12 protein-coding genes and 1 tRNA gene are annotated in these 10936 nt (G+C 53.5%); 8 read left to right on the forward strand and 5 right to left on the reverse strand.

Annotated elements, in window-relative coordinates; genetic code table 11:
* Nucleotides 1-366: 366 nt before the first annotated feature.
* A complete protein-coding gene (locus ACQY36_RS07290) occupies nucleotides 367-1479 on the reverse strand; it encodes a hypothetical protein (protein ID WP_428072017.1) in 1113 nt (370 codons plus the stop codon).
* On the reverse strand, nucleotides 1476-2117 hold the full coding sequence (locus ACQY36_RS07295) for a CpXC domain-containing protein (protein ID WP_428072018.1): 642 nt from the start codon (nucleotides 2115-2117) through the stop codon (nucleotides 1476-1478). Before ACQY36_RS07295 ends, ACQY36_RS07290 begins: the two co-directional genes overlap by 4 nt.
* Before the next feature lie 62 nt (nucleotides 2118-2179).
* On the opposite strand from ACQY36_RS07295, the gene ACQY36_RS07300 reads away from it, so the two are divergent.
* Nucleotides 2180-3088: a cation diffusion facilitator family transporter gene (locus ACQY36_RS07300; protein WP_428078606.1), complete on the forward strand. Its 909-nt coding sequence runs from the start codon at nucleotides 2180-2182 to the stop codon at nucleotides 3086-3088.
* Nucleotides 3089-3122: 34 nt separating this feature from the next.
* Nucleotides 3123-3195: transfer RNA gene (locus tag ACQY36_RS07305), tRNA-Arg, on the forward strand.
* Between the two features lie 63 nt (nucleotides 3196-3258).
* Here ACQY36_RS07305 and ACQY36_RS07310 read toward each other — a convergent pair.
* Complete coding sequence (locus ACQY36_RS07310) at nucleotides 3259-3969, reverse strand: DNA alkylation repair protein (RefSeq protein WP_428072020.1); 711 nt, start codon at nucleotides 3967-3969, stop codon at nucleotides 3259-3261.
* Between the two features lie 89 nt (nucleotides 3970-4058).
* Here ACQY36_RS07310 and ACQY36_RS07315 point away from each other — a divergent pair, with 89 nt between their 5' ends.
* Both ACQY36_RS07315 and ruvC read left to right on the forward strand, forming a co-directional pair.
* Nucleotides 4059-4817: a YebC/PmpR family DNA-binding transcriptional regulator gene (locus ACQY36_RS07315; RefSeq protein WP_428078608.1), complete on the forward strand. Its 759-nt coding sequence runs from the start codon at nucleotides 4059-4061 to the stop codon at nucleotides 4815-4817.
* A 14-nt stretch (nucleotides 4818-4831) separates the two neighbouring features.
* A complete protein-coding gene (ruvC, locus tag ACQY36_RS07320; RefSeq protein ID WP_428078610.1) occupies nucleotides 4832-5398 on the forward strand; it encodes a crossover junction endodeoxyribonuclease RuvC in 567 nt (188 codons plus the stop codon).
* A 62-nt stretch (nucleotides 5399-5460) separates the two neighbouring features.
* Here ruvC and ACQY36_RS07325 read toward each other — a convergent pair whose 3' ends face one another.
* Entirely contained in the window at nucleotides 5461-5964 is a 504-nt protein-coding gene (locus tag ACQY36_RS07325; protein WP_428078612.1) for a type IV pilin protein, read from the reverse strand.
* A gap of 338 nt (nucleotides 5965-6302) precedes the next feature.
* On the opposite strand from ACQY36_RS07325, the gene ruvA reads away from it, so the two are divergent.
* From ruvA to queA, 4 genes are read left to right on the forward strand one after another with little or no spacing between them, the layout of a single operon-like run.
* Nucleotides 6303-6914 (forward strand): Holliday junction branch migration protein RuvA, encoded by a 612-nt coding sequence (gene ruvA / locus ACQY36_RS07330; RefSeq protein WP_428072070.1) that lies wholly within the window; start codon nucleotides 6303-6305, stop codon nucleotides 6912-6914.
* A complete protein-coding gene (ruvB, locus tag ACQY36_RS07335) occupies nucleotides 6911-7933 on the forward strand; it encodes a Holliday junction branch migration DNA helicase RuvB (protein ID WP_428072068.1) in 1023 nt (340 codons plus the stop codon). The genes ruvA and ruvB overlap by 4 nt, the downstream gene beginning before the upstream one ends.
* Nucleotides 7934-7946: 13 nt before the next feature.
* Nucleotides 7947-9182, forward strand: a complete 1236-nt coding sequence (locus ACQY36_RS07340; RefSeq protein WP_428072067.1) for a SpoIID/LytB domain-containing protein — start codon at nucleotides 7947-7949, stop codon at nucleotides 9180-9182.
* A 9-nt stretch (nucleotides 9183-9191) separates the two neighbouring features.
* Nucleotides 9192-10229, forward strand: a complete 1038-nt coding sequence (queA, locus tag ACQY36_RS07345) for a tRNA preQ1(34) S-adenosylmethionine ribosyltransferase-isomerase QueA (protein WP_428072066.1) — start codon at nucleotides 9192-9194, stop codon at nucleotides 10227-10229.
* 60 nt (nucleotides 10230-10289) lie between these two features.
* Here queA and ACQY36_RS07350 read toward each other — a convergent pair whose 3' ends face one another.
* A complete protein-coding gene (locus tag ACQY36_RS07350) occupies nucleotides 10290-10835 on the reverse strand; it encodes a type IV pilin protein (protein WP_428072065.1) in 546 nt (181 codons plus the stop codon).
* Between the last annotated feature and the right edge of the window lie 101 nt (nucleotides 10836-10936).

The raw sequence follows: 10936 nt of genomic DNA on the forward strand, positions 1-10936 counted from the left end.
GCCTTTTATATCTTTCTTCTTTTATTTCTAAAAGAAGCAAAAGGGTTTACTTCCTCTTTCTGATAGGATTCCAAAACTATTCCCTACTTTTTGTGCCGACAAAAAGTAGGCAAAAAACTCGCAGGTCGGGCCCTATAAAACGCACTCGCGGCGGATGTTTTTACAACTCGCTTCGCTCAAACAAGTAAAAACATTTTTCCGCCTTGAGGCGTTTTATAGACAGGGCTAAGACCTGCATAAAATGGCAAAACAGCCACCCCATCCGGGCGACCCGAAAAGCCGCACACTCCGGGCCGGGATACGGGGCAAAACGCCATACGAAAACCCCCGGCTCGTAAGAGCCGGGGGCTGTAAACAAATCCCAAACTACGCTTTTAAAAACGCCAACGCCTCTTCGCGCGTTTTTATTTCGCCGTCCCACTGCGCTTTACGCACGCGGTCCAATGCGCCGGAAATTTTCCGGCCGGCAAGGCCTAAATCTTTCAGTTCCCGCCCGCGTATAAAACACGGCTCAAGCGCGGCGGGCGGAAGACCCGGCATAACCGCTTTCAGCACCTCCTGCTGAAGAGGCGACAGCGCCGCAACAGGACACATCTTTTCCTGCGTTATTTTCCACGCGCCTAAAATCTCCTGCGCAAATTCTTTCGGCAAATGCAGCGTACGCAGGAAATTTTCCCCGCTGGAGCCCAACAAACACACCAAAATAGCCGTACGCTCCTGTATGTCCGACGTGTACAACAGCGCGTCGTTCCAATGCAGGCCCGGCCAGGCGAATTTGAGCATATCGTATTTTTCCATCAGCGCAAAAATTTCTTTCATGCGCTTCTCTTTGAGCACTTTTAAAAATTCACGGCAGAAGCGTTCCCGCGTAAGCAAAAGCGGATATTCTTCTTTTACCGCGGCCATCAGCAAACGCTCGGTTTTGGGGGCCAGCTTCCAGCCGAAACGGCCGGCGAAACGCACCGCGCGGTACATGCGGGTGGGGTCGTCTAAAAAACTTTTGTCGTGCAGAATGCGGATAAGGCCCGCGTCAATGTCCTTTTGCGCCCCGAAAGGATCGTACGCTTTGCCAAACGAGGCCGGAGAAATAGAAAAACACCACGCATTGGTGGTAAAATCACGGCGGAACAAATCGTCCTTAATATCCGGGGAAAACTCCACCGTCGGCAGTGCGCCGGGGTAGGCGTACTGTTCTTTGCGCACGCGCACCATATCCAGCTTCAGCCCGCTCGCCAGATTGACGCGAAAGGTGCCAAACTGGGAAAATTTACGTTTCCCGCCGCCCCATTGTTTGATACAAAAACCGGCAACCGATTCCTGATTCCCGTCAAACGCCAAATCAATATCCAATGTGCCTTGTTTGAGGTAAAAATCCCTCACGGCGCCGCCTACAACCCACGCCTTAAGCCCCAATTTATGCGCATATGTACCGATGGCGTACAGCTGCTCTTTGTATTCTTTCGGTATTCTTGCAATCATAGGATCAACGGTGACAAAGCCCCCTCCTCACTCATTCGGTCCATAAAGTTGCGCAGCAGCGCGCTTTTAAGCCCGCTGCCCAGCACTTTACTCGCGGCAACGGCATATCCGTTTGCCGTTTCGTTCTGCGCCGGAGCCGGCACGTAGAACGGGAAATGATTTTCCCGCGCGTACGACGGTTTCAAACGTGCGACGCGCAGGCCCAGCGCGGCCGACGCCGCGGCCACGGCCTCCGATTCATCCGAAACTTTCTCTTCCGCTTCCAACACCCCCTTTAAGGCTTCCAGCCCGAAGACGGACACGGGCGGATAGTCCATATTCAGCTGTTTAAGCAGTGTTGTTTTAATCAAGTCGTAATCTTTGTGCATGCGGGCCAAAAGTTCCGGCTCGCGCTGGCGGTCCTTCTCCGAGAACACAAAGACGAGAAGCTCTGAAGGCGCGTCAAAATAAATCAAATCTCCGTCGTGGTGAAAAAAGGCGCCGCATTCGGGGCAGCGCACCAAATTCAGTTCGCCGCCCAATATGGCGGATTTCAAATCGGGGTCCTGGTCGGCGCTGACCAAAGACCAATACTCCACATCAAAAGGCTCACAATGATTCGGGCAGCTGGCGGCCGCCTCATTTTTAATAGATTTCATATGTATTATTTATAGCAAAAAAACGTTAGTTTGGCTACATTGGAAAATGATAAAATTTTTATATGAACCAGAACTCCCGCTCCAATTTGGCACACCGCATTACGGTAAACGGGCTGATTATCAATAGCCTTCTCTGCGGCGCCAAGTTTGCGGCAGGCGTATGGGGCCGCAGTTCGGCCATGGTGGCGGACGCGGTGCACTCGCTTTCCGACTCGCTGACCGATATGGTGGTGCTTGTCAGCCTCAAATTTTCAACCCGCCCCGCCGACCGCGACCACGCCTACGGCCACGGCCGTTTTGAAACGCTGGCCACGCTTATTATCGCGGCGGCGCTGTTTGCGGTGGGGGCAAAAATCCTCTACAACGGCATAACCGACGTAGTCCGCCTGGCCGAAGGCGGCGTAATTGAAAAGCCGCGCGCCGCGGCGCTGTGGATGGCTGTAGTATCCATCGCCGTCAAAGAATGGCTGTACCGCTACACCTTAAAGGCCGCCAAACAAATCGGCAGTTCGGCGCTGGAAGCCAACGCCTGGCACCACCGCTCGGACGCCATGAGCTCCATCGGTACGCTTTTGGGCGTAGGCGGCGCTTATTTTTTGGGAAGCAGGTGGACGGTGCTGGATCCGCTGGCGGCGATTGTAGTCAGCTTTTTTATTTTTGAAGTGTCCTGGCAGATTTTAAAAACGGCCGGACAGGAACTGCTGGATAAATCGCTGGGAGCGCAGGCCGAAGAGCGCATCGTGCGGCTCTGCCGCGAGGCCGAAGCGGCCGCGCAGGCGCACAGCATCAAAACGCGCAAAATCGGCGGGTACGCCTGCCTGGAATTTCACGTATATCTGCCGGACGAGTGGAACTTAAAACAAGTGCACGACGCCACGGACCGGATGGAAACCGCCCTGTTAAAAGCGTTCGGCCCGCAGACGCTGGTTACCATCCACCCCGAGCCGCTCTCCCTGGCGCACCGCCGCTAAAGTGTAAACGCAAAGTTTGCTAAAATAGAAATACGCCCCGTTAGCTCAACTGGATAGAGTACCGGTCTTCGGAACCGGGGGTCCGGGTTCAAATCCCGTACGGGGCAGATTTTAGGATTTGCCATACAAAAAGCCGCCCGGCAAAAGGGCGGTTTTTTTAATGAAAAGTGTTATTTTGCGGCCATATAATGCGCGCGCTGTTCCCGGGGGAATTTCTCCAGCGCATAACGCAGCATCGTGCGCGGCATACGCGCCGCGAACTTATCTAAAAACGCACACAGGGCGGACGCATCCCGCTTGCCCGCTTCGCGCAGCATCCAGCCGCAGGCTTTATGCATCAAATCGTGCGGATGCGTTAAAAATCCTTCGCAGAGTGTAAACGTTGCGTCCAGCTTTCCCCGTTTAATAAAGTACATCGTGGATACGACGGCCGCACGCTGTTCCCACAGGTTTTTGGATTTCGCCAGCTTATATAATAGGTCCGGCTCCCGGCCAAACAGATACGCCCCGATAATTTTATGCACCGAAATATCAATCAAATCCCAATTATTCGCAAACGGCAGACGCTCCACAAAAAACGAAAACACCGCTTCGCGTTCTTCCTCCGTTTTCGCCGCCCCAAAACGCAGTACCAGCATAAACACGGCGCAGGAACGCGCTTCGTGGTGGCGGGCGCGCAGCAGGGCGTCCATATCGTCAAAAGAGGCCTCTTTCCAGTGTTTTTTCGCACACCCCTGCACCTGGGCGGACGTCAGCCCCCAAAACACGTCGCCCTCGGCATATTCGCCTTTGCCCGTTTTAAAAAACCTGCTCATTTGGGCGGCTTTGGCCGGGTTTTGCCCGGCTTCTAATTCCTGCAGGATTTGTTTGGATAAACTCATACGCCCATTTTACAAATTATACGCCTCTTCCGCCCCGGCAAAAATTTGCTAAAATAAAAGTATCTAAATTTGCAGTAAGGAGCGTACCTATGGGTGGACATTCGCACTGGGCCGGTATTAAACACAAAAAGGCCCTCGTAGACGCCAAGAAAGGTAAAGTTTTTACCAAAATTTTAAGAGAAGTAACCATCGCCGCCAAAATGAGCGGCGGCAACCCCGACCAAAACCCCCGCTTGCGTAAAGCTATGGACGACGCGCGCGCCGCGAATATGCCCATTGACAACGTCAAACGCGCCATTATGAAAGGTACGGGCCAGCTGCCGGGCGTATCGTACGAAGAAATCACGTACGAAGGCTACGGCCCCGGTTCCGTGGCCGTTATCGTGGAATGCACGACGGACAATAAAAACCGCACCTTTGCGGAAATCCGCAAAATTTTCACCAGCCACGGCGGCTCCATCGGCACGGCGGGATGCGTATCTTATATGTTTAAGAGCAAAGGGCTGATTGTCGTTAAGAAAGAAGACATTTCCGAAGACGATTTGATGAACCTCGCGCTGGAAGCCGGCGCCGAAGACGTACGCGCCGCGGGCGATGTATATGAAGTAATCACCGCGCCGGAAATGGCCGCGCTGGAAGCCGTGAAAAAAGCCATTGAAGCCAAAGGCATTACGCCCGAATCGGCCGATTTGTCTATGATTCCGGATACGGACGTAAACGTTTCCGACGAGCACACCGCCGAAACCTTAATGAAAATGCTGGACGCGCTGGACGATCACGACGACACCAAAAACGTGTACGACAACTCCAGCATTGACGAAGCCGTCGCCGCCAAGCTTAACGCCTAGGCGCAAGAGGACTCTTGACCGACCAAACGACCGCCGTTTTAGGTATAGACCCTGGTTTAGACAGAACGGGATGGGCCATCCTGACAAGGAACGCCCGTTCCGTTTTGTCTTTACGGGCCTGCGGGCTGATTCATACGGACGCCGGGCAGGAACTGCCCGAACGGTTGGAATACATCTTTAACGAACTGCAAAAAATCCTGCAAACCTACGCCCCGGACCAGGTGGCGATGGAGCAAAACTTCTTTTTAAAACGCGCGGCAACGATGGCCAACACCGTCATGACGCGCGGCGTGATTATCCTGGCCTGCCGGCTGGCGGGAAAAGCCGTTTCGTTTTATCCGCCCAAGCGCGTGAAAATGATTATTTGCGGCACCGGCACGGCGGACAAAAAACAGGTGCAGCGCATGGTGCAGCTGACGCTGAACCTGGACAAAGCCCCCTCGCCCGACGATACCGCCGACGCGGTAGCCATCGGCATCTGCCATTTAAAAACCGCTCCGCTCAACAATATGATAAACGTAAAAGCGGCGTTTCTGGCTAAACTAAAAGCCGCCAAAGCCGCACAGCTTAAAAAGAAATAACCGTTTTACTGACTAAAAAACCCCGGCTCATCCGAACCGGGGTTTTGAAATCGGCCGCTTAGTTAAGGCAGTTTATAGTGGTTCCAGTTGGGGGTAGTAAAATCCAGCGTACCGCCAAACGCTTTGACGCAAAAATTCGTTTTATGCATCCCGGGGTATTCCGAACAATGCAGCGCCCCCTGGATGTAGCCGATGCCGTAGCATTGATCTTTGCCCCAGTTGCGCGCCACAACCACGTCCCCGGTGTACTGGCCGTTGGTTCCCAGCGCAATGGCAAAATCTTTGGTGTAGCGGATTTCATTCGCCGCCAAGCCGCAAGTGTTTGGCTGGCCAGCAACGGTCGGTATATCAATATCCAAATCTTCAAATGAACGCGTATAATCCCCATTGGCCATTTTAAATGCTTCCTGCGCTTCGTGGATGGACTTAGCCAGCGCAAATGCCTGGGCGGCGCGGGACTTTTCCACCGCTTTTTCATACTGCGGCAGCGCCACAGCGGCCAATATGCCTATGATTAATACGACTACCAACAGCTCTATAAGCGTAAATCCGAGACTTTTTTGCACGGGATATATCCCCCTATTTATATAAGTTGATATTCCCAATTTATCAAAAAAAAAAACAAATCAACCCCCTTGCCGGGGGCAGGAAATCTGGCCTGGCCAGGGTTCAGCAAAATACGGTACTTTTAGATACTTGGGAGAGAAACATTCGGGAACGCAAAAGTTTTCCGGGGACGGTTTTTTATCTGCACGGCCTGCAAGGCCCCTTCCAGGGGGCGGTTCTCTATGCGGGTACATCCGACTAATTGAGCCACCCTGTTTAAACAATGTTGCCAAGCACCGCAAAGTCTGCACGGCCTGCAAGGCCCCCGGGCGGGTGCCCAATATGCTAAAATGAAAATATGATTGCGTATTTAAAAGGCGAAATTTTGGAAGTGAAAGAAGACGGAGCCGTCATCCTCTGCGGCGGCGTGGGCTACGAAGTAAATCTGGCCCACAGCTCGGCGCTGGAACTGACGGCGGGAAACGACGTAAGCCTCCATGTGGCGGAATCCATCTCTCCCTACGACGGCACGGTGCTCTACGGCTTCTTAAACAAAGAGGATAAAGAACTCTGGTATCTTTTCAAAACGGCCATCCCCAACACGGGCCCCAAAAAAGCGATGGAATTTTTAAACAAAGCCCTGCGCTCGGTGGCGGACTTTCACAACGCCATTTTAAAACGCGACCCCAAAATTTTAACGGGCATTTTCGGCTTTACGGCCAAAACGGCGGAAAAACTCATCAATTCCCTGAAAGACAAGATGGACGCCGTAACCGTGCAGGGCGAAAGCAAAATCAAAGTCTTAGACGACGCGCCGTATATGAGCGGCGTGCTGGAAGCATTGGGCGCGCTGGGCTATTCCGCGCAGGAATCGCGCCGCGCGATTGAAAAACTCTACGCCGAAGGCATCAATCCCAATGATAAGATTGAAAACATTATTAAAGAGGCCCTGCGGGTGCTGAAAAAATGAGCAACCAGAACGAAATCCTGGACGTAACCCAACTCTCCGACGAAAACGCCGGCATGGAAGCCGCCCTGCGCCCGACGACGCTGGACGAATTTGTCGGCCAGGAAAAACTAAAAGACAATCTGCGTATTTTCATCGCCGCGGCCAAATCGCGCAAAGAAGCGCTGGACCACTGCCTTTTTTACGCGCCGCCCGGCCTGGGTAAAACCACGCTGGCCAATATCCTGGCACACGAAATGGGCGTAAACATTAAAGTTACTTCCGGCCCCGTGCTTGCGCGCCCCGGCGATTTGGCCGCCATGCTGACGACCGAACTTTCCGAAGGCGATATTTTGTTTATTGACGAAATCCACCGCTTAAACCCCGCCGTGGAAGAAGCTTTATACCCCGCCATGGAAGATTTTACTTTCTTTATCAATACCGGCAAAGGCGCGGGTTCCACCACTTTAAAACTCGCCGTGCCGCGCTTTACTTTGGTGGGCGCCACCACGCGCTCCGGCCTTTTAACCGGCCCGCTGCGCGACCGCTTTGGCATCGTTTTCAACCTGGGGTTCTACGAAATCCCGGAAATCACCGATATTCTGCAGCGCTCCGCGCGCCTGCTGGATATTGAGGCGGACCGCGAAGGCCTCACGGAACTGGCCAAACGTTCGCGCGGCACGCCGCGTATCGCCAACCGCCTTTTGCGCCGCGCGCGCGATTTTGCGCAGGTAAAAGGCAAAGGCGTTATTACGTACGACATTGCCAACACCGCCATGGACTCGTTGGACATTGACTGCGAAGGGTTAGACAGCGTGGACAAACGGATTTTAGAAGCGCTTATTGACCGCTTTTCCGGCGGCCCCGTGGGCGTGGACAACCTGGCTATCGCCGTGTCCGAAGCCGTGGACACGCTGACGGACGTGATTGAGCCGTTCCTCATCAAAGCGGGCTTTATCGCGCGCACGCCGCGCGGCCGCGTCGCCACGCGCAAGGCCTACGAACATATGGGCCGCAAGCAGCACGCCGATTTACTTTTTTAACCGGGGGTCCCGTATGAAACACCTGCTTCGCTCCAGCCTGTTCCTGTTCTGCGCCGCGCTTCTCTGCGCGTGCGCCGCGCCCTCCAAACGCGCCGCCAACAATTTCCAGGCCGCCAAAGGAGGCCTTGATTCCTCCGCGCTGGAACGCGCCCCCGAACCGCCGCCGCAGGACCCGCAAACCAAAGCTTCCCCTTCCGACGTAACCGTGCGCGTACTGCTGGCCGAAAAACAGAAATCCGCCCTTATCAAGCATACGGGCCGGGTATATGTTTACACCTTAAATTTGGACAAAAAATATAAAGTTTCTCCCCCCGGCACCCTGTCGGTCAAAGCGCTGGGCGCAGGCAAAATACAGGTGGGCACGCTTCAGGCCGCGCAAACCATTGTGCTGGAGCCCGCGACGGGGACGCTGTTGGAATGGAACAAAAACGCTTATTCCGGCAAAATCTATATTATTCCCGCGGGCAACACCTTTCACCTGGTGGAGCACGCGCCGCTGGAAACCTACCTTTACGGCGTGCTCCCGTATGAAATGAGTCATTCCTGGCCGATTGAAGCGTTAAAAGCGCAGGCCGTGGCCGCGCGCACCTATACGCTTAAAACATTGGAAGGCGTAAAGAATAAAAATTTTGACGTATTTTCCGACGTGCGCAGCCAAATGTACAAAGGCGGCGGCAAGCAGTATGACTCCGTTAAAAAAGCCGTGGACGAGACGCGCGGCGAAGTGCTCTCGTATCAGGACAAACTTTTCTTTACTTATTATCACGCCAACTGCGGCGGCGGCACGGACGACGTACGCAGCTGGAACCCGGGCGCGCAGTCCATCAAGCCGCTTTCGGGCGCTTCCTGCAAGTACGATTCCCATTCCAAAAGCCACAGCTGGCAGATGAATATCTCCCACGCCAAAGTGGAAACCTATGCCAAAAGCGTGGGCCTCTCGGGAAATTTAAAGAGCATTAAAATCGCCCGCAAAACCGACACCGGCCGCGCCACCAACCTGACCCTCAAAACCTCCAAAGGAACCAAAACGGTGCCCTGCGGCAAATTCCGCCTGGCGACGGGCATCCGCAGCTGCAAAATCACCAAGCTTTCGGTGCGCAGGAACGACGTGCACTTTGAAGGCAAAGGCTACGGGCACGGCGTAGGGATGTGCCAGGACGGCGCAAACGGGATGGCTAAGTCCGGCAAAAACTACAAAAAGATTTTGAAAAATTATTACCCCGGAGCGGAACTTAAAAAACTCCCCTAAAGGACAACCATGGCATTTGAACGTTTTAAACAGTTGGATTTAGATCCCCTCATCGCCAAACAGCCCGCCACTCCGCGCGACAGCTCGCGCCAGATGGTGCTCCACCGCGACAGCCACACCATTGAACACCGCATATTCCGCGATATTCACGAATACTTCAACCCCGGCGACGCGCTGGTTATCAATAACACCAAAGTGTTTCCCGCCAAGCTTTTTGCCCATAAACCGACGGGCGGCAAGGTGGAAGTGCTGCTGGTGCGCCCGCTGGAAAAACCCAATGTATGGGCCGTTTTGACGCGCGATTATAAAGAGGGCATAACGCTGGACTTCGGCGGCGGACTAAACGCCCTGGTGCGCGGAAAAACCGAAAGCAACGAAGCCGTTTTGGAATTTAACCAGCAGGACATCCTGCCGTTTTGCAACGCGCACGGCCTCATGCCCCTGCCGCAATATATTGAAAAAGCCCGCAAGCACGACGGGATGACCCCCAGCATTGAAACCGATAAAGACCGCTACCAAACCGTCTACGCCAAGTACGACGGCTCCATCGCCGCTCCGACGGCGGGCTTTCACTTTACTCCCGAACTTTTGCAAAAACTGAAAGATAAAGGCGTAAAAATCTGCTACATTACCCTGCACGTGGGCTGGGGTACGTTTAAACCCCTGCGCGGCGAACCCGAACAGCATCATATGCTGGCGGAACTGGGTGAAGTGTCCGAAGAAACGGCGGCCGCACTAAACGCCGTGCGCGCGGCGGGAAAACGCGTATTTTCCTGCGGCACCACCAGCACCCGCACGCTGGAAAGTTTCACGGATGAAAACCATATCACCCATTCCGGCAGGAAGTGGACGGATTTGTTCATTTACCCCGGCTACCGGTTTAAAGCCATTGACTGCCTGATTACCAACTTTCACTTCCCGGATTCTACGCCGCTGTGTATGACGTCGGCCTTTGCGGGCGAGGATTTTATCTACGAGGCCTATCTGCAAGCGGTGGAAAAAAAGTACCGTTTCTATTCGTTTGGCGACAGTATGATGATTCTGTAAACTTCCGAAATGAAAAGAAAACCCCGGGTTCACACCCGGGGTTTTTTGAAATAAACGCTATTACGGCAGTTGGTAAAAACGGCAGGAGTCAAATGACGTAACATATTTGCCGTTCATCAGCCGCTGGCAAAAATTTCCGGCGGTGCCCGTAAAATGGCCGATATGTTCATAACAATACGTGCGGCCCGCTTCCAGCGCGCCGACGTCCGTCATCGGGATTTTAATGCCCGAACAGGCATACGGCCCCGTCAAACGCGCGGCGGCCACAAAGTAGGATTTGGCCGAAGTCCGGTTATTCAGCGCCACTACCGTTTGGGCGTCCTGGCGGGAAGAATCGCTTGATTCGTGTGCCAGAGAACAGGGCGGATTGGCCAAGGCGGTGGGAAGCGGAACGGTGATATCCAAACTGCTCATATCATTACTGTAGGAACCGTTCGCCATAAAGTACGTTTTCTGTGCGGTTTCCACCGCTTTGGCGATGGGGAACAGCGCGCTGATGCGGCTTTTTTCCACCGCTTTTTCGTATTGCGGCAGCGCGACCGCCGCCAAAATGCCGATAATAAGCACGACAACCAACAATTCTATCAAAGTAAAACCTTTTTTCATAAGAAACTCCTTAGCAAGTTAATTTAAGGCTTACATCTATATTCTACTTTTATTTAGCCTAAAATCAACTCTGCTTTACCCAATGTATCAAAAAAAAAAAA

Origin of the sequence: Candidatus Avelusimicrobium alvi (assembly GCF_958451995.1) — a bacterium.
Classification (GTDB): Bacteria; Elusimicrobiota; Elusimicrobia; order Elusimicrobiales; family Elusimicrobiaceae; genus Avelusimicrobium; species Avelusimicrobium alvi.

Coding starts and splice junctions, on each gene's coding strand:
- ACQY36_RS07290 (WP_428072017.1), bottom strand. CDS start 1,479: ATGATTGCAAGAATACCGAAAGAATACAAAGAGCAGCTGTACGCCATC.
- ACQY36_RS07295 (WP_428072018.1), bottom strand. CDS start 2,117: ATGAAATCTATTAAAAATGAGGCGGCCGCCAGCTGCCCGAATCATTGT.
- ACQY36_RS07300 (WP_428078606.1), top strand. CDS start 2,180: ATGAACCAGAACTCCCGCTCCAATTTGGCACACCGCATTACGGTAAAC.
- ACQY36_RS07310 (WP_428072020.1), bottom strand. CDS start 3,969: ATGAGTTTATCCAAACAAATCCTGCAGGAATTAGAAGCCGGGCAAAAC.
- ACQY36_RS07315 (WP_428078608.1), top strand. CDS start 4,059: ATGGGTGGACATTCGCACTGGGCCGGTATTAAACACAAAAAGGCCCTC.
- ruvA (WP_428072070.1), top strand. CDS start 6,303: ATGATTGCGTATTTAAAAGGCGAAATTTTGGAAGTGAAAGAAGACGGA.
- ruvB (WP_428072068.1), top strand. CDS start 6,911: ATGAGCAACCAGAACGAAATCCTGGACGTAACCCAACTCTCCGACGAA.
- ACQY36_RS07340 (WP_428072067.1), top strand. CDS start 7,947: ATGAAACACCTGCTTCGCTCCAGCCTGTTCCTGTTCTGCGCCGCGCTT.
- queA (WP_428072066.1), top strand. CDS start 9,192: ATGGCATTTGAACGTTTTAAACAGTTGGATTTAGATCCCCTCATCGCC.
- ACQY36_RS07350 (WP_428072065.1), bottom strand. CDS start 10,835: ATGAAAAAAGGTTTTACTTTGATAGAATTGTTGGTTGTCGTGCTTATT.